At 76.1% G+C, this 17,220-nt stretch carries 12 protein-coding genes and 4 tRNA genes; 2 read left to right on the top strand and 14 right to left on the bottom strand.

Annotated elements, in window-relative coordinates; translation table 11 throughout:
• Nucleotides 1–317: 317 nt before the first annotated feature.
• Together rfbB and ABZ793_RS33290 are read left to right on the top strand one after the other, a co-directional pair.
• Entirely contained in the window at nt 318–1,328 is a 1,011-nt protein-coding gene (gene rfbB, locus ABZ793_RS33295; protein WP_357464721.1) for a dTDP-glucose 4,6-dehydratase, read from the top strand.
• A gap of 199 nt (nt 1,329–1,527) precedes the next feature.
• On the top strand, nt 1,528–3,717 hold the full coding sequence (locus tag ABZ793_RS33290; protein ID WP_357464719.1) for a heavy metal translocating P-type ATPase: 2,190 nt from the start codon (nt 1,528–1,530) through the stop codon (nt 3,715–3,717).
• Here ABZ793_RS33290 and ABZ793_RS33285 read toward each other — a convergent pair.
• The 14 genes from ABZ793_RS33285 to ABZ793_RS33220 form a co-directional block, all read right to left on the bottom strand.
• Entirely contained in the window at nt 3,668–4,345 is a 678-nt protein-coding gene (locus ABZ793_RS33285) for a lysoplasmalogenase (protein WP_357464717.1), read from the bottom strand. The two genes, ABZ793_RS33290 and ABZ793_RS33285, sit on opposite strands and share 50 nt — an antisense overlap.
• Nucleotides 4,342–5,193, bottom strand: coding sequence for a sterol desaturase family protein (locus ABZ793_RS33280; protein ID WP_357464715.1), 852 nt, complete (start codon nt 5,191–5,193; stop codon nt 4,342–4,344). Before ABZ793_RS33280 ends, ABZ793_RS33285 begins: the two co-directional genes overlap by 4 nt.
• Nucleotides 5,190–5,915: a GntR family transcriptional regulator gene (locus tag ABZ793_RS33275; protein WP_357464713.1), complete on the bottom strand. Its 726-nt coding sequence runs from the start codon at nt 5,913–5,915 to the stop codon at nt 5,190–5,192. The genes ABZ793_RS33280 and ABZ793_RS33275 overlap by 4 nt, the downstream gene beginning before the upstream one ends.
• Before the next feature lie 88 nt (nt 5,916–6,003).
• Entirely contained in the window at nt 6,004–7,185 is a 1,182-nt protein-coding gene (locus tag ABZ793_RS33270; protein WP_357464711.1) for a VWA-like domain-containing protein, read from the bottom strand.
• On the bottom strand, nt 7,182–8,363 hold the full coding sequence (locus ABZ793_RS33265) for an AAA family ATPase (protein WP_357464709.1): 1,182 nt from the start codon (nt 8,361–8,363) through the stop codon (nt 7,182–7,184). The genes ABZ793_RS33270 and ABZ793_RS33265 overlap by 4 nt, the downstream gene beginning before the upstream one ends.
• Nucleotides 8,360–10,090 (bottom strand): ankyrin repeat domain-containing protein, encoded by a 1,731-nt coding sequence (locus ABZ793_RS33260; RefSeq protein WP_357464707.1) that lies wholly within the window; start codon nt 10,088–10,090, stop codon nt 8,360–8,362. The genes ABZ793_RS33265 and ABZ793_RS33260 overlap by 4 nt, the downstream gene beginning before the upstream one ends.
• A complete protein-coding gene (locus ABZ793_RS33255) occupies nt 10,087–11,223 on the bottom strand; it encodes a gala protein (RefSeq protein ID WP_357464705.1) in 1,137 nt (378 codons plus the stop codon). The genes ABZ793_RS33260 and ABZ793_RS33255 overlap by 4 nt, the downstream gene beginning before the upstream one ends.
• Nucleotides 11,220–12,596: an SDR family NAD(P)-dependent oxidoreductase gene (locus tag ABZ793_RS33250; protein WP_357464703.1), complete on the bottom strand. Its 1,377-nt coding sequence runs from the start codon at nt 12,594–12,596 to the stop codon at nt 11,220–11,222. Before ABZ793_RS33250 ends, ABZ793_RS33255 begins: the two co-directional genes overlap by 4 nt.
• Nucleotides 12,597–12,622: 26 nt before the next feature.
• Nucleotides 12,623–12,695: transfer RNA gene (locus ABZ793_RS33245), tRNA-OTHER, on the bottom strand.
• A gap of 94 nt (nt 12,696–12,789) precedes the next feature.
• The gene (locus tag ABZ793_RS33240) at nt 12,790–14,379 is read right to left on the bottom strand and encodes an ankyrin repeat domain-containing protein (RefSeq protein WP_357464701.1); all 1,590 of its coding nucleotides are present in this window, start codon (nt 14,377–14,379) and stop codon (nt 12,790–12,792) included.
• 24 nt (nt 14,380–14,403) lie between these two features.
• Nucleotides 14,404–14,478: transfer RNA gene (locus ABZ793_RS33235), tRNA-Ser, on the bottom strand.
• 20 nt (nt 14,479–14,498) lie between these two features.
• Nucleotides 14,499–14,575, bottom strand: a tRNA-Trp gene (locus tag ABZ793_RS33230).
• A 30-nt stretch (nt 14,576–14,605) separates the two neighbouring features.
• Nucleotides 14,606–14,678: transfer RNA gene (locus ABZ793_RS33225), tRNA-Ala, on the bottom strand.
• A 184-nt stretch (nt 14,679–14,862) separates the two neighbouring features.
• Complete coding sequence (locus tag ABZ793_RS33220; protein WP_357464699.1) at nt 14,863–16,356, bottom strand: hypothetical protein; 1,494 nt, start codon at nt 16,354–16,356, stop codon at nt 14,863–14,865.
• Between the last annotated feature and the right edge of the window lie 864 nt (nt 16,357–17,220).

Raw genomic sequence — 17,220 nt, 5'->3', positions numbered from 1 at the left:
AGCGAGGGGCCCTTCCGCACGCCTCCGGCAGAGGAAGGGCCCCTCGCTGACGCTCCGCGCCGGCGGCCGGCCACCGGGCCCGGGCCGGGTCGGGGCACCGGGCCGCGCCTGCGACGGTCACCCTCCGCGGCGACGCTGCGGGCATACGCGCACCGGCTGGCGGCCCGTTCCACCGGCCGGCCGGGCAGACTCGTCCGGGTGAACCACCCACGCGAGGCCCGCCGCCGGCGGGTCGCGTCGTATGGACTGGCCGGACGTCGCCGACGGACCCTCCGATGCCACCTCGGAGGCCCGCCGGGCGAAGGTAGGAGAGATCAATGAGCACGATTCTCGTGACGGGCGCGGCGGGCTTCATCGGGTCCAACTTCGTCCGCCACTGGCGCCGCGCCCACCCGCGCGACCGGGTGATCGCCTTCGACCTGCTGACGTATTCCGGCACGCTGGCCAACCTCGCCGATGTCGGTGACGCGGTCACCTTCGTCCAGGGCGACATCCGGGACGAGCCGGCCGTGGCGCGGGCGCTGCGCGAGCACGGGGTCGACGTCGTGGTCAACTTCGCCGCCGAGTCGCACAACTCCCGCGCGGTGCTGGGCCCGACGACCTTCTTCGAGACGAACGTGCTCGGCCCGGTAGCCCTGATGGAGGCCGTCCGGCGGGTCGGCCGCGACGGCATCCGCTTCCACCAGATCTCCACCTGCGAGGTGTACGGGGACATGGCGCTGGACGACCCCGGCGCCTTCACGGAGGACTCGCCCTACCTGCCGCGCACCCCGTACAACGCGGCGAAGGCCGGGGGCGACCACGCCGTGCGGGCCTTCGGGCACACCTACGGGATCCCCTTCACGATCACCACCTGCTCCAACAACTACGGCCCGCACCAGTTTCCGGAGAAGGTGATCCCCCTGTTCGTCACGCACGCGTTGCGGGGCATGCCGCTGCCGGTCTACGCCTCCAGCCGCAACCGCCGCGAGTGGCTGCACGTGGCCGACCACTGCCGCGCGGTCGAGGCGGTGCTGCTGCACGGCCGGCTGGGGGAGACGTACAACGTGGGCAGCGGCGTCGAGGTCGACGTCGAGACGCTCGCCGACGCCGTACTGGGGGAGCTGGGTCTCGGCGCGGAGCTGAAGCGACAGGTGCCCGACCGGCCCTCGCACGACCGGCGCTACCTGCTCGACTCGGGCAAGCTGCGCCGCGAGTTGGCCTGGGAGCCGAGGATTGGGTTCGACGACGGGCTGAAGGCGACGATCGCCTGGTACCGGGAGCACGAGAGCTGGTGGCGGCCGCTGCTCGACCGCGTACAGGTGGCGGAGGAGACCGCGTGGCGGTGAGCCGGCGCTGAACCCGTCCGCCGGGCGGCGCGTGGCCCGGCCTCCCGCCGATCGCGGTGATCCCCGGCCGGGTGACCCCCGGTTCTCCTACAGTGGTCCGTGCGTCCGGTCGCACGCGGGCCGCCCGCCCCGGCCCCGACAGCGGTGGCGGCGGCCGGTGGGCCCGGGCCCGGTGTGGCCGCGGGAACGGGGGTTTCGGGTGTTCGCACGGGCGTTCCGCCCGCACCGTGACGCGGCCCGTTCGCCGGGCGGCGACGGCCAGGGCCACGACCCAGCCGCGCACGGCGGGCCCGACGACCACGGCGGGCCCCGCCGGCACGGCGGATCCGGCGAGCAGTCGGGGCACGGCGGGCACGACAAGCACGCCGGTCACGACCCGGAGCAGTTCCGCCGCAAGTTCTGGCTGTGCCTCGCCCTCACCGTGCCGATCGTGCTGACCAGTCACATGGTGATGAACTGGTTCGGCTACACCCTGGACTTCCCCGGCCGGAGCTGGGTGGGCCCGGTCCTCGGGTCGGTGGTCTTCCTCTACGGAGGCTGGCCGTTCCTGGTGGGCGCCGTACGGGAGGTCCGCGACCGCGCCCCGGGGATGATGCTGCTGGTCTCGATGGCGATCACGGTCGCGTACGCCGCGTCGCTGGCGACCAGCCTCGGCGCGTTCGACCTGGACTTCTGGTGGGAGCTGGCGGCGCTGGTGACCATCATGCTGCTGGGGCACTGGCAGGAGATGAAGGCGATCGGCCAGGCGCAGGGCGCCCTCGCCGCGCTGGCGGCGCTGCTGCCCGACGAGGCCGAACGGCTCGACGACGACGGCACCCCGCACCGCGTGCCGCTGGCCGACCTGCGGGTGGGCGACACGGTGCTGGTCCGCTCCGGTGCCCGGGTGCCGGCCGACGGCTCGATCGTCGACGGCGCCGCCGAGCTGGACGAGTCGATGATCACGGGGGAGTCCCGGCCGGTGCCGCGTGGCGTGGGCGACCGAGTGGTGGCCGGCACGGTGGCCACCGACTCCGCGTTGCGGGTCCGGGTCGACGCGGTGGGCGAGGACACCGCGCTGGCCGGCATCGGTCGGCTCGTCGCGCAGGCGCAGGCGTCCAGCGGTCGGGCGCAGGTCCTCGCCGACCGGTTCGCGGCGATGTTGTTCTACGTCGCGGCCGCCGCCGCGCTGGTCACCTTCGCCGCCTGGTGGGTGCTGGACGACCCGGACCAGTCCGTCGTCCGGTCGGTGACGGTGCTGGTGATCGCCTGCCCGCACGCCCTCGGGCTGGCCATCCCGCTGGTGATCGCGCTGTCCACCGCGGTGTCGGCCAAGGCCGGCATCCTGGTCAAGGACCGCCTCGCCCTGGAGCGGATGCGCACCGTCGACGCGGTGCTGTTCGACAAGACCGGCACCCTGACCAAGGGCGCCCACACCGTCACCGCCACGGCTGCCGCCACCGGCACCACCGAGGACGAGGTGCTGCGGATCGCCGGCGCGGTCGAGGCCGACAGCGAACACCCCCTGGCCAAGGCTCTGGTGAAGGTCGCGCAGGACCGGGGGCTGCGGGCGACCGCCCGGGACTTCCGGTCCCTGCCCGGCCGGGGGGTCCGGGCCGTCGTCGACGGCGCCTCCTGGGCGGTCGGCGGCCCCGCCCTGGTGCGCGAGGTCGGGGCGGCGGTGCCGGACGATCTCGCCACGGTGACCCGGGGCTGGTCGTCGCGCGGTGCGGTGGTGCTGCACCTCGTCCGGCTGCCCGCCGACGGGCGACCCGAGGCGGTGGGCGCCTTCGCCCTGGAGGACGAGGTCCGCCCGGAGGCCCGCGCGGCCATCGCCGAGCTGCGCGAGCACGGCGTACGGACGATCGCGATGATCACCGGCGACGCCCGGCCGGTCGCCGAGGCGGTCGCCGCCGACCTGGGCTTCCGGCCGCGCGTCGACGAGGTCTTCGCCGAGGTGCTCCCCGCCGACAAGGACCGGGCCGTCGCCGACCTGCAGGCCCGCGGGCTGACCGTGGCGATGGTCGGCGACGGCGTCAACGACGCTCCCGCCCTGGCCCGCGCCGACGTCGGCCTGGCGATCGGCGCCGGCACCGACGTGGCGATCGAGTCGGCCGGGGTCATCCTGGCCTCCTCCGACCCGCGCGGCGTCATCGGCGTGCTCCGGCTGTCCCGCGCCTCGTACCGGAAGATGATCCAGAACCTGGCCTGGGCCGCCGGCTACAACGTCGTGGCGATCCCGCTGGCCGCCGGCGTCCTGGCCTGGGCCGGGATCGCGCTCAGCCCGGCCGTCGCGGCGGTGCTGATGTCCGCCTCCACCGTCGTGGTGGCGGTCAACGCGCAACTGCTGCGCCGGGTGCGGCTCACCCCCGGACAATCGGCCGACGGGAGGGCGGCACGGCCGGGGCGGTGAGCACCTGTGCGAGGTCGGCGGCGCCGCGCGTGCGGCCGGTCGCCTCGGCCCATCCGGTGGTGATGAGCAGCAGGGCGGCGATGTAGGTGGTCATCACGGCCAGGCTGTGGCCGGGCAACGTGGTGCCCGCGGCGTCCAGCCCGATCAGCAGGTCGGAGACGAGGAACAGCGCCCCGCCCGCGGCCACCCGGCGGGAGACGCCGGTCGCGGCGGCGGCCATCAGGCCGAGCGCGAGGCTGTAGCCGAGGACCGGCAGCCGCAGCGGGCCGAGGGCGTTCCACAGCGCGACGTTGGCCGCCGCCCAGCAGACGAGGTAGCCGACGACCGCCGCGACGGGCGGCCGGCGGTGCCGCAGGAAGGCAGTCAGGAAGCCGACCTGGGCGCCGAGGAAGCACCCCATGCCGACGAGGAACGCGGTGCGGCCGGACAGCAGCAGCGCGACGTCCCCGGCGGTGGCGAAGACCAGCCCGACGGCGACCCCGTCGACGCGCCGGCGCGCCCGCAGCAGGTACGCCAGCAGCACCGGCGCGAGCAGGGGCTTGGCCAGCCACTGCAGGGCGGTCACGTCGGCCGCGACGCCAATCAGTTCGACGGCGGCCACCACGCCGAACGGCCAGAGCCGCCTCATCGGACGGCGACCGGCTGCGCGTGCGGGACGGGCTGCCAGCCGGGCCGGCCGAGCACGTAGCCGAGCCGGTGCCGCCAGGACGAGGCGGCCCGCGCGTCTGCCCAGATGGCCCGGTACTCGTGGGTCGCCACCCGCAGCGGGTTGTACGTGTCGATGTTCTTCGTCAGGCCGTACCGGACGGCGGCGCGCTCCGGCTCGAAGGTGCCGAACAGCCGGTCCCAGACGATCAGGATGCCGCCGTAGTTGCGGTCCAGGTACTCGGCGTTGGCGCCGTGGTGGACCCGGTGGTGCGACGGCGTGTTGAAGACCCACTCGACGGGGCGGGGCAGGACGGTGATCCGTTCGGTGTGCAGGAAGAACTGGTACAGCAGGCTGACCGACTGCTGGAGGAAGATCATCCACGGCGGGATGCCGAGCAGCGCCAGCCCGAGCCAGAACGGGATCGACGTTATCGGCGTCCAGCTCTGCCGCAGCGCGGTCGAGAGGTTGAAGAAGACGCTGGAGTGGTGCACCACGTGCCCGGCCCAGAGCAGCCGCACCTCGTGGTGGGACCGGTGGAACCAGTAGTAGGCCAGGTCCTCGGCGAAGAACAGCAGGACCCAGGTCCAGACGCTGGTGGGGGAGAGCTGGATCGGCGCGACCGTGTACGCGGCGGCGTAGAGGCCGATCGTCAGCAGCTTCCACGGCACGCCGATGATCTGGCTGCCGGCGCCCATGGTCAGGCTGGTTGCGGTGTCGCGCAGTTCGTACCCGCGTTCGTCGTCGTCGGGCGCGAAGCGGTAGGAGAGCGCCTCGACGGCGATGAGGAGCAGGAACGCCGGTACGGCGTAGAGCACGGCGGGGATCATGCCCGGGCTTCCCTTCTCGGCGGTGCGGCGGGGGTGGTGAGGGGGGCGGTGAGCAGGGCGCGTGCCTCGCGGGCGGCGTCGGAGGCCCGGCCGGTGACGATGGCGTCGGCGAGCCGGCGGTGGCGTGCGACGTCGAGCAGTTCCGCGGCGCGCCGCTCCGGTGGCACCTCGCCGACGGCGAGCGCGCCGGCCACCAGGCTGTTGAAGGCCAGCAGGTAGGCGGTGTTGCCGGAGCCGGCGACGATGTGCCGCCAGAGCACGATGGTCGCCTCGCCCATCCCCGCCAGGTCCGGCGCGAGCCCCGCGTACTCCTCGACGGCCCGCGGGATCGCGGCCCGGGCCGCCGGGTCGCCGCGCTCGGCGCAGAGCCGGGCCGCGTCGACCCCGACGCAGGCCCGCATCTCCAGCATGTCCCGGACGAGGGTGTCGACGGGGAGGGTGTCGTGGAAGCGGGTGAGGGAGAGCGCGAGGTCGAGCCCGGCGTGCACCCGCCAGTCCAGCACCCGGGTCGCGTCGCCCTGGCTGACCCGGACCAGCCCGAGCTGCTGCAACCGGCGCAGCGCCTCGCGGACGGCGTGCCTGTTGACCCCGAAGGTGGCGGCCAACTCCCGCTCGCCGGGCAGGGCGTCGTCGGGGCGGTAGGAGCCGCTGACGATCGCGTCGCGGATCTGGCCGAAGACGTGGTCGGAGACGGAGGAGCGGGGGACGGGGGCGAAGTCCATGCCGAGGAGTGTGGCGCAGCGCACATCAACCCGTCAACTGGTTGGACCAGCCCGTCTGCGGCCGTGGCGGCGCGCGGACCGGGCCGGGTCAGTCGTCGATCGTGACGCTGGCGATCCAGGACGGCGGCAGCGGCGCGCCCGCCCCGATCAGCCCCGCGACGACCCGGGTCGCCTCGAGCGGCGCCGCCGGCCACGGCGTCAATCCGTCGGTCAGCACCACCACGATGTGCGGTCGGTCGCGCAGCGCGGCCTCGATCCCGACCCGCATGTCGGTGCCGCCGCCCCCGGCCAGCCGCACCTCGCCGACGGTGTGCACCCGCCGTACGACGTGCACGGCCGCGTCGCAGGAGAGCACGGTGACCCGGTTGCCGCCGACTCCGACCGCCCGGAGCACCCCGGCGACCTCGGCGAGCGCCGCGGCGAGCTGCGACTCGCCCATCGACCCCGACGTGTCCACCACGACAGCCACCCGGGGCACCGGTCGGCGCAGGCTGGGCAGCACCACCCCGCGGGTCGCCGCGGCGCGTCGGGAGGGCCGGTGGTAGGTGTAGTCGACCGCGCCGCCGGCCCAGGCGGCCGCCTCGCGTACCGCGCCGGTAAGCGCCCGCCGCCAGTCCACCCGGGGTTCGAGCACCTGGGCGGCCCAGCGTTCCCACCCAGCCGGGACGGTGCCCCGGGAGCGGACGTGCGCGCGCACCGCGTGGGCCGTCTCCCGGCGGATCGCCCCCGCCTCCACCACGCTGACGCCGCCCGCGCCGTCGCGCTCCCACGGCCGGTCGACACCGTGCGCCCCGGATCCGCAGTCGTGCGCCCCGGCCTCGCACACCTGCGGCGGCAGCATCGGCAGGTACGCCTCGAACAGCAGGCCCGCCGGCAGCCCGAAGGTCTTCGGCTCGATCCGGTCCGGCGGCAGCGGCAGCCGGTCGGCCACCAGGTCGTCGTTGATCTCGCAGTCCTGCGCGACGTTGACCCGGTGGTGGTCGCGCCGCTGCCCGACGGGGAGCCGGTCGGTCCGGCCGTGGTGGTCGCGGAGCAGGTGGGCCACCTCGTGGATCCACACCGCCGCGAGCTGGGCCACGGGCAGCCGGTCGACGAACCCCGGCGAGACGTAGCAGCGCCAGTGCCGGTCGACGCCCATGGTCGGCACGTCCGGCGACTCCACCACCGTGACGCTGTACAGCGCGGTGGCCAGGTAGGGGCGGTCCTGCGCCGCCCGGAACCGGGCGGCGAGCAGCTTCGTGCGGTCCAGCCGGCCGCCGCCGGCACTCATCCGGCCAGGCGTCCCGACAACCGCAGCACGTCCGCGAAGGCGTGGATGGCCGGCGGCACCGGCCACGAGGTGTCGCGCAGCGCCGCCAGGTCCATCGCGGCGCGCGCCGCGACGTCCGGCACGCCCGCCTCGACCGCCTTGCCCAGCACCACCCAACCGGCCTCCCAGCGGGACCGGTCGACCTTCGCCTGCACCGCGGAGATCACGGCGGTGAGGAACGCCAACTGCCGGTCGCCCCGCTCCGGCAGCCGGAACGCCGCCGGGTCGGCGAGCACCCGCTCCGGGTCGGGCAGGTCCAGGTTCTCCAGGTAGGTGACGAACTCCAACCCCGCGCCGTCGCCCACGGCGCCGATCACCGCCAGCGCCAGCGCCTCCGCCCCGGTCCCCGCCGCGTGATGGACGGTGAGCAGCCGCAGCACCATCTCCCAGGTGTGCGGCGACGGCCACGCGCCGCCGCGGGCCTCGGCGTCGGCGGGCAGGTGGTGGGTCAGCCCCGGCCGGGCGGTGAGGAAACCCGCGATCGCGCCGCGCGCCCTGGCCAGCGCCGTCGCGGTGCGCCCGGGCCGGACCTCCGGCACGGTCACCGCCGGCCACGTGCCGGCCAGGCCCCGCGCGACCGTGCGCGCGTCGTGGGTCCAGTGCAGGTGCACGAAGCGGTTCGCCAGCGGCGGGGCGAGGTGCCAGCCGTCCGCCGCGCTGGTCGGCGGGTTCGCGGCCGCCACGATCCGCACCGACGCCGGCAGCGCGAGGCTGCCGACCCGACGCTCCAGCACCACCCGCAGCAGCGCCGCCTGCACCGCCGGCGGCGCGGAGGAGAGCTCGTCGAAGAAGAGCAACCCCGATCCGGTACGCGCCAGCCGGACCGCCCAGTCCGGCGGAGCCATCGGCACCCCGTCGGTGGCCGGGGAGTCCCCGACGATCGGCAACCCGGCGAAGTCCGACGGCTCGTGCACGCTGGCGATGACCGTCTCCAACGGCAGGCCCAACCCGTCGGCGAGCTGCTGGAGGGTGGCGGACTTGCCGATGCCCGGCTCGCCCCACAGCAGCACCGGCAGGTTCGCCGACACCGCCAGGGCCAGCGCTTCGACCTTCGGGTCGGCGGCCGGCTCCGTCCGCCACGCGCGGGTGGCGGCGACGAGGTCGTCGGCGGCGGCCAGCGCCGGCCCGGCCGCCGTCATCCGTCGACCCATTCCGCCAGCACGTCCCGGATCCGGAACACCGGCTGCACGTCCTCGCCGTCGTCGTCGTACATGCTCGCCTTCCCCTCGGCCAGCTCGCGGGGGCTGTAGTCGTCCTCGTCGAGGGCGTCCGGGTCGGCGCCCGCGTCCAACAGCGCGCGGACCAGCTCCGGGCTGCCGCCGTCGCCGACGGCCACGTGCAGCGCGGTGCGGCCCCGCCGGTCCCCGGCCCTGATCGGCACGCCGGCGTCGAGCAGCCGTCGGACCAGCGAGACGTCCTCCACCGCGCGCAGGTGGTGCAGCAGCGTGCCGCCCCGGCCGTCGCCCATCCTCGGGTCGAGCCCCGCGTCCAGCAGCGCGGCCAACGTCGCCGCGCCGCCGTGCTGGATCCGCAGCAGCACGTCGCGCCGCAGCTCGCGTAGGGGCCGGGGCAACCGGCCGGCCCCGCCGCGCCACGCCTGCACGGCGGCGAAGCAGCCCGCCGACTGCCCGCCGAGGGCGCGCAGCAGCTCCTCCCCGGCGACCTCCTCGGCGGTGTGCGAGACCGGGTCGAGCCGGCCGTCGCCGTGGACGAGGACGTGCCAGCCGCCCCCGCACCGCACCGGCACCTCCACCCGCAGGCCGGGCGCCCCCGGCCGTGCCGTCCCGCCCTGCGCCGCGCACAGCCGTACCGCCGGCACCGGCGGGCGGTCGCCCGGTGACGGGACGGTGTCCGGTGCCGACGGGAACAGGGCCCGGCGCACGAGGGGGTGCAGCTCGGCGGGGTGGAGCAGGCCGTGTCGCAGCAAATCCAGGTCGGCGGCTCGCTCGTGGACCACGCCGGCGAAGCGGGGACGGGTGAAGTGCTCCCGCTCGTACCCGACGAACGCGGCGGCCACGCTGCCGTCACCCCGCCGGTGCACCTCGGCCACCGGCCGCCCCCCGGACCAGATCATCACCCGGTCGACGCCGTAGCGGTCCTCCAGCCGGGCCAGCTCGGCGTCCAGCCCGAGCGGGACCAGGCAGCCGCGGGCGGCGCTCGCGACCTCGCGGTTGAGGTAGTAGGTCTCCGGGGCCTCCGGGTCGAGGTCGACGCCGGCCACCGCCCACGCCTCGACCATCTCGCCGCCGGCGACCAGCCGGTCGAAGACCTCGGCCCGGCTCGCCGGGTCGCCCGGGTCGACCACCGTCGCGTACGACCCGAACGGCCGGACCGTGCCGTCGGCCGCCAGGCCGGGCAGCCGGCCCGGCGAGCCGCCGTACGCGCCGGCGAGTCCGTCGACGTGCGCGGCACTCCAGTACACCGGCGGCAGGTCCTGCCGGGGGTAGCCCTCGCGCAGTGTGGGGCGGACGGTCAGCCGCAGTCGCTGCGACCCGTCGACCGTCTTCGGCGTGTCCACCATCAGCGCGACGTCGCGGTCGTCGAACCGCCCGTCCACGGCGGACAGCACGAACCGTTGGTGGGTGGCGACGCTGGTGCGGCCGCCGAGCACGCGCGGCAGGTGCCAACGCAGCAGGTCCGGGGCGAGCACGCCGAGGTCCGCCTCGATCCGGTCGGCACGGGCCCGGCCGTGCTCCCGGGCGACCTCGGCCAGGTCGAACGCCACGTCCATGCGTCCGGCCGCGCAGGCGGCCCGCCAGTCACCTGCCTCCCGGGCCGCGGCGCACGCCTCGACCATCGCGGCCGGCACGGCGTACCGCCGGACGCGCTGCCAGGTGCGGATCTCGTCGACGACGGGCGGGTTCACCGGTAGACGCTCGCGATCGCCCGGATGTCCTGGTGCGGCGCGGTGACCGGCCGCTCGGCGAGCAGGGCCGAGGCCCGGCGACGCTGTCGGCGCGGCACGCCCCCGTTGATGCCCAGGTACTCCAGCGTCGGGTGGCCCTCGACGGCCTCGACGAGCCGCTTCGCGCCCCGCCCACCGATCTCCGTACGCCGCAGGTCCAGCCGGCGCAGCCGGGCGGCGGGCAGCGCGTCGGCGAGCGCCGCCGCGCCCTCGTCGCCGACCACGTTGCCGCGCGCCCCGAGAGCCCGCTCCGAAGGCGGCCGGGCCAGGTCCAGCGCCCGCCAGGCGCCGAGGTGCCGGGCCAACGCGGTCACCCCGGCCGGGGTGATCCCGTTGCCGCCCAGACCGAGCGTCACCTCCACCCCGTCGGCCAGTTCGGCGAGGGCGGCGGCGCCGGCGTCCCCGAGGTGGTTCGCCGCCAGGTAGAGCTCCCGGACCCCGGCGGAGTGAACCAGCGCGCCGAGCACCGGCACCGCGTCCGGGCCGAAGCCGTTGCCGCCGAGGAAGAGCCGCTGCACCGGCCGCTCCCGGTCGGCCAGCGCCTCGGCCAGGGCAGCCAGCCCGCGTACGCTCATCCCGACGTTGACCAGGTCCAGCGTGCGGATGGTGGAGTTCACCGCGAGCGCGGCGGCGAGCCGCCGGACGCCCTCGTCGCCGACCGGGTTGCGCTTGAGCCACAGCGCCCGCACCGTGTGGTCGCCGGCCAGCCGGGCGGCGAGCGCGTCGACCCCGGCCGGGTCGATCCGGTTGCAGCCCAGGTAGAGCGTCTCGAGGTGGTGCCCCGGGCGCAGCGCCTCGGCGACCGCCCGGGCGCCCTCCGCGCCGAGGCCGTTGGTGCCCAGCAGCAGGTGCCGCACCAGCGGCGAGTCGACCGCGGCGGCCACGATCCGGGCGGTCTGCGCCGGGCCGACGCCCTGCTTGCACAGGTCGAGCCGGCCGTCGGGCTGCACCGCGCCGCGCGGGAACTCCTCGGGCGCGACCACCGCGTCCGGCACGGAGAGGCGGACCAGCAGCGGGTCGAAGTCGGCCGGGTCGGCGAGCCCGGCGTCGGGGTCGGCGATGGCCGGGCACCGCACCGGCGTGGGACGGGTCACCAGGGCACGCTCCGGTAGTCCTTGAGGAACTGGCCGCTCACCGGCGCGCCGCGGACGCCCCGGACGATCGGGTCGTAGACCCGGGCGGCGCCGTCGACCACGTCGAGCGGCGGCCGGAACCCGAGGTCACGCTGGGCGGTCTTGCCGGGGTGCGGCCGCTCGTCGGTGACCCAGCCGGTGTCCACACTGTTCATGTGGATGCCGCTGGTCAGGTAGTCGGGGGCGACCGTGCGGACCAGCATGTTCAGCGACGCCTTGGCCATGTTGGTGTGCGGGTGCCGGGTGGTCTTGCCGGAGCGGCTGTAGCTGCCCTCCATTGCCGAGACCTGCACGACGTGCCGCTGCGGGTGGGCGCTCGCCTGCATCAGCGGGCGCAGCCGGGAGGTGAGCAGGAAGGGCGCGAAGGCGTTGACCACGTGCACCTGCAACCACTCGTGCGGGCTCACGTCGGCGTCGCTGAGCACCCACGAGTTGACCTCGCGCAGGTCGAGCGGCTGGCCCGTCTCGTCGACCTGCCCGGCCGGGAAGAACGCGTCCAGCCCGGCGGGCAGCCGCCGCGCCGTGGTGGCGGCGGGCGCGGCGCCGATCGCGATCCGCGCCGCCGGCCCCTCCAACGCCGTCGACTCGGCCGCCCGGACCTCCCGGTGGTACGCCTCCGGCCGGTACAGCGTCTGCGCCGCGTTGTTGACCAGGATGTCCAGCCCGGCGAAGCGTCGGCCGACCAGCGTGACGAAGTCGAGCGTGCCGGCCAGGTCGAGCAGGTCCAGCCCGTGCACGTAGAGCCGGTCGGCCCAGTCGTCCACGTCCGGCACGGCGGCGAAGCGGCGGGCGGCGTCCCGGGGGAACCGGGTCGTCACGACCACGTCGGCGCCGTCGCGGAGCAGCTTGAGCGCGGTGTGGAAGCCGATCTTCACCCGGCCGCCGGTCACCACGGCGGTGCGCCCGGTCAGGTCGCAACGGGCGTGCCGCCGCTCGCGGTTCTCCGCCGCGCACGGCGGGCACATCTGGTGGTAGTCGACGTCCACCCGGCGGTAGGGCAGCTTGCACACGTAGCAGTGCCGCTCCCGACGCAACGACCCGCGCTCCACCACGTCGTGGTCCGCGCCGTCCCCGGCCAGGGCGGCGGGTCGGCCGGAAACGGGCGGGGCGACGTCGGGGATCTCGGTGTGGAACCGGGTGGCGCCGGCCAGCAGCGCCCGGTCCGCCGCCCGGGTCGCGGCGTCCCGGCGGGCCTTGGCGCGCTTCTTCACTCCCCGGTGGGCGGCCGTGACCGCCCGTTCCAACTCCTGCCGGGTCGCCCCGTCGAGGTCGGCGTCGTCGAGCCGGGCCAGGACGGCCAGGCAGGCCGCCAACTCGGCGCGGTCGACGGACACGGTGCTCCTTCGTGAAGGGGTGGCGGCGAGACCGGCCGGATTCGAACCGGCGTCCTCCAGCTTGCTGTCAAGGCGCGTCGACCTCTGCGCTACGGCCTCGCCGCGCGGGAGCATACCGAAGGCCACCGACAGCGCGTCGACTATGTCGCGTCAGCTTCCGCGCGTCGACTACCGCGCGTCGACTACCGTCGCATCAGCTTCGTCGCGTCAGCTTCCGCGTGGCGGCGAGCAGCCCGGCGGGGGTGCGGCCCTGCGCGTCGACGGCGTCCGGGTCGGCGCCGGCCGCGAGCAGGGCCGCCATCACCTCGGTGTCCAGTGCGACCGCGGCGGCGTGCAGCGGGACGCGGCCGTCCCGGTCGCGTTCGTCGACGTCGAGACCGGCGGCGGCGAGCGCCGGCAGCATCCTCGTGTGGTCCAGGTGGGACAGCCAGTGCATCAGCGTGCCGCCCGCGCCGTCGCGCAGCCCGGGGTCGAGACCGTCGGCGAGCAGGGCGAGCACGCCGTCGGTGTCGCCGTGCAACGCGCGGGCGAAGACGTCCTGCCGGAGCCTGCGGATCTCCTTCGGCACCGGTCTCGCCCCGGTGCGCCAGGCCCGCACCGCCGCCGCGCACCCCCGGAGCGGCCCGCCCAGCCCGGCTAGCAGGAACTCCCGGCGCAGTTCCTCGTCGCTGTGGTGCGGGGTGGCGAGGCGTCCGTCGGCGGGGCGGACGACGTGCCAGTCGGGCCCGCACCGGATCCGGATCGGTGCGGGTGGCGCAGGTGCCGCAGCCCGCCACGCCTGCGCCCGACCCGGGAACAACGCCTCGTGCACCAACGGGTGCAGCTCGTCCGGCGTCAGGTCGCCCCGACGCAGCAGCGCCACGTCCGTCGGCCCCGGTATCCCGAAGGCGCACGGCCCGACGGCCGGATCGCGCCAGCTCGCCCTGCGGACGGTCGGTCGGCCGTCGGCGGCGACCTCGACGGCGAGCCGGCGGTCCGCGCTGACCTGTGTCGTCGCCCCGTAGCGGTGGGCGAGGCGGCGGGCCTCGTGGGCGAGCACGGGCAGCGCCGGCGCGTGGGCGGCGAGCGGGGCCGCGAACCAGGCGGCGTGCTGCCGGGCCTCGTCGGCGTCGACGGTAGACCCGGCCGCCTCGTACGCCGCCACCGGTCGTCCCGCCGACAGCAGCGCGGCGAGGGCTTCCACCTCCGCGGCCCGGTCGCCGGTAAACGCCGGCCCACCCGTGCCGCCCGATCGGTACGGGTGGCCGTCGGGCGAGTGCCAGGCGAGCCGGGCGGCCGAGGCGCCGTACGCCCAGCGGCGCGCGTCGACCGCCGCCGCGTCCCAGCACCAGCCCGGCAGGTCGTGCCACCGGGGCGGCAGGCGACGGCTGTCGGTGACCCGCAGCCCGATCCGCTGCGGGGCGCGGTCGGTGAGCGGCAGCGTCGCTACCAGCAGCGGAACGCCGGAGTCGGGCGGCTCGGCGCCCGTCGGGACCGGGCCGGGCAGCCGGGTGAGCACGACGACGGCCCGCGGCAGGAGGGCCAGCGAGTCGGTGCGGGGCAGGAAGCGGCGCAGCAGGTCCGGGGCGAGGCCGCGCAGCTCGCCCTCGATCCGGGCGGCCTCGCCGCCGCCGTACCGGGAGGCCACGTCCGGCAGGTCGATGTGCGCGTCGACCAGCGCCGCCCGGCACGCGCCCCGCCAGTCCCCGGCGTGGCGGCGGGCGGTGGCGGCGGCGACCATGCCCGGCGGCGAGGCGTACCGCAGGAGCCGCAGGTGCCGCTCCCGCTCGCGTCGGCGCTCCATCTCGGCGTCCCCGTTCCCTTCGGGAGCGGGCCGACCGGGATCGAACCGACGTCCTCCCGAATAGCAGTCGGGCGCGACGACCGCTGCGCTACGACCCGCTCGCCGGGGAGTGTAGGGGGTGCGGACCGGCCGGATTCGAACCGGCGTCCTCCCGGTTTTGGAGACCGGGCGCGACGACCGCTGCGCTACGGCCCGCACGGACCGGGCGGGACGACGCCCCCGGGCGGCGGACGGGCCGGAATCGAACCGGCGTCCTCCTCCCTGCCAAGGAGGCGCGACGACCTCTGCGCTACCGCCCGCCGCGAGCGAGTGTAGGGCACCGTCGGGGGCGACCTCGCTGTGCAACGAGTTCTGGTCGGTGGCGCCGCCCAGCCGCTCCGCGCCCACGAGGCCACGCTCGCCCGCGACCTGACCAGCGAGTGCCGGGACCTCCCCGACCCGCCGGCTCGACGCCGGCCAGGAGCCCCAGCACGTCGTATCGCGTCAGCCCGGGGCGACCACCCGGTCCGCCGGCGGCTGCGCCACGGTGCCGCCCGGGGACCGCCCCTCCTCGTCGGCCGGTGCCCGCCCCGCGTCGCCGGCCGGGGTCCCCGCCGCGCCGCCGGACCCGCCCGCCCCGGCCTCGACGCCGCCTGCCGCGTAGCCGGCCCCGCCGCCCACGGCCTCGACGGCGGACGCCGCCGGCCGGTCACCGCGCGCACGGGCACCGACCTGCGGGTACTCGGCGGTCTCCGCGCCACCCGTGGCGGCCGCCATGACCGCCGCCGCGGCCAGGTCCGCCACCCGCTTCGCCTCCCGCTTCACCCGGGCACGGACCTCCTTGGCGTGCTGCTCGGCGGAATCCGCGGCCCGGCGCACCTCGTCGAGCCGGTGCTGCTCGTTGGCCAACTCCTGCCGGGTCTCGGCGAGGCGCTGTTGCAGGTCGGTGAACTCCCGCTCGGCGTTGGCGCTGTCCTGCCGCGCCTGGGCGAGCTGTTGCTGCGCCGTCTCCAGCTCGGACTGCAACCGGGCCAGCGCCTCCCGCCGGTCCCGGAGGCCCTGCTGCGCCGCGGCGAGCTGCTGCTGGTGGGCCGCGGCCTGCTCGTCGGCGCGCTGGCGGAACGTGGCCGCGTACTGCTGCGCCTCGGCGATCAGCGTCGCAATCTCCTGCTCGGCCGCCGAGCGCTGGCCGGCCAGCTCCCGCTCCGCCGCCACGCGCTGCTCGGTGACCTCCTGCTCGGCGGCGGCCCGCCGTTCGTTTATCTCCCGCTCCACGCCGGCCTGCCACTGGCCCAGCTCCTGCTGGGTCTTCGCGCGCGCCGCCTGCACCTCCTGCTGGATCTGGGTACGGGCCGCGGTCAGGAACGCCTCGGACTCGGCGCGGGCCTGTTCGAGCTGCTGGGCGCTCTGCTCGTCGATCCGCCTGGCCTCCTGGAGCGCGTGGTCGTGGGCCGCCTCGCCGGCCGCCCGCAGGCGCTCCGCCGCCTCGCGGATCCGGGCCAGCTCGGCCTGGGCGTTGGCGCGGCGTTCCTCGTGTTCCTGCTCGTCCTGGGCGCGCCGGGCCTCCGCCTCCTCCGCCAGCTCCCGCAGCGTCGTGGCGGCGTGCTCCCGTGCCTCGGTGAGCGACCGCTCCGCCTCGGCCCGCAGCTCGGCAGCCTCCTGACCGGCGGCGTCGGTGATCACCCCGGCCTGCTTCTCCGCCAGGGCCAGGATCTGGTCGACCATCGGTCCCAGGTCGCGGAAGGACGCCCGGTCCGGCTGCGCCGGCCGCTCGCGCAGCTCGGCGACTTCCGCGTGCAGCCGGTGCAGCTCGGCGGTCAGCTCCCGCACCTGGCCCGAGGCCCGCTCCCGCTCGGCGGCCAGCGCCGACCGCTCGCCGTCGACCTGTTCGACGTACCGGTCGACCTGCCGCTTGTCGTAGCCGCGCAGTGCGAGGTCAAAGCTCGGCCGCGAGGTCGCGTCCTCGCGTGCCGCGAACGGCTGCTCGCCGTGGGACATGCACCCTCCTCCGTACGATCGCGAGCGCCACACCGGCGGGGAGTCCGCGCCACGGGCCGTGATGTGGCGCCACGCTACCGCCGCCGCGCGGGCCTGTGGAACGGGGTGACCCCGCCCGGCGGCCCCGCGGGACGGATCGTGCCGGCCGCGGAGCCGCCGTAGGTGTCGACTACTTCCCGGGGTGGTGTCCCACGCGGCGTACAGGCAGGTGAGGCCAACGTGTCTGATGTGGACTAGCGTCAGGCGGGCCGGCCCATGGCGCCCGCGCGTGGTAGGCGTCGGGGCGCTGCCGGCCCGCGACCGTCGGGACGCCGGTGACGACGCCGCGTCGCCTAGCTCGAACCGTCGGTCGGCTCGCGAGCACCGCCGAGCCGAGAGGGCTCGAAGCCGACCTGGCCCGCCCGGCCCGTCGCCGCGGGGGCGGCGGCCCCCACGGTGCTCGGCGGACGGCACCCGCACGGCTACCGCACCTACAAGCCGCTGCACGCGCACGCCCTGCACCGGCGGCGGCCAGCTCACGGTGCTCGGCGGTGGACAGCACCGGCGGCTTCTTCGGCGGCGCCGGCGGCGAGGCAGCCCAGGGCGATCGGCAGGTGGGTGTGTGCGGGGGACGCAGACCACCACCACGTCCGGCCGCGCCGCCCGCAGCGTCTCCCGACGGTCAACGGACTGGCGTCGGCCTGCCGCCCGCTTCGATCGCGGCGGCAGGCTGCGGTCCCGGCTGTGACGCGCGACGCCGGTCGCCGATTTGACGATCTTCCCGCGGGACGCGTAACTTTCTCTCTGCCAGCGCGGAACGGACGAAACGGGGCGAAAGTCCTGGAGGCCGGAGCGTGGGAATGAGCTTCCGGTTCGGGGGGTTGT

Origin of the sequence: Micromonospora sp. NPDC047465, from assembly GCF_040643125.1 — a bacterium.
Taxonomy (GTDB): Bacteria; Actinomycetota; Actinomycetes; order Mycobacteriales; family Micromonosporaceae; genus Micromonospora.
Note: the sequence above shows the minus strand (reverse complement) of the source record. Positions and strands in the feature narration are given on the sequence as shown.

What these genes read in the sequence shown, in the direction of transcription:
- rfbB (WP_357464721.1), top strand. Translation starts at nt 318, where the DNA reads ATGAGCACGATTCTCGTGACGGGCGCGGCGGGCTTCATCGGGTCCAAC.
- ABZ793_RS33285 (WP_357464717.1), bottom strand. Translation starts at nt 4,345, where the DNA reads ATGAGGCGGCTCTGGCCGTTCGGCGTGGTGGCCGCCGTCGAACTGATT.
- ABZ793_RS33280 (WP_357464715.1), bottom strand. Translation starts at nt 5,193, where the DNA reads ATGATCCCCGCCGTGCTCTACGCCGTACCGGCGTTCCTGCTCCTCATC.
- ABZ793_RS33275 (WP_357464713.1), bottom strand. Translation starts at nt 5,915, where the DNA reads ATGGACTTCGCCCCCGTCCCCCGCTCCTCCGTCTCCGACCACGTCTTC.
- ABZ793_RS33270 (WP_357464711.1), bottom strand. Translation starts at nt 7,185, where the DNA reads ATGAGTGCCGGCGGCGGCCGGCTGGACCGCACGAAGCTGCTCGCCGCC.
- ABZ793_RS33265 (WP_357464709.1), bottom strand. Translation starts at nt 8,363, where the DNA reads ATGACGGCGGCCGGGCCGGCGCTGGCCGCCGCCGACGACCTCGTCGCC.
- ABZ793_RS33240 (WP_357464701.1), bottom strand. Translation starts at nt 14,379, where the DNA reads ATGGAGCGCCGACGCGAGCGGGAGCGGCACCTGCGGCTCCTGCGGTAC.
- ABZ793_RS33220 (WP_357464699.1), bottom strand. Translation starts at nt 16,356, where the DNA reads ATGTCCCACGGCGAGCAGCCGTTCGCGGCACGCGAGGACGCGACCTCG.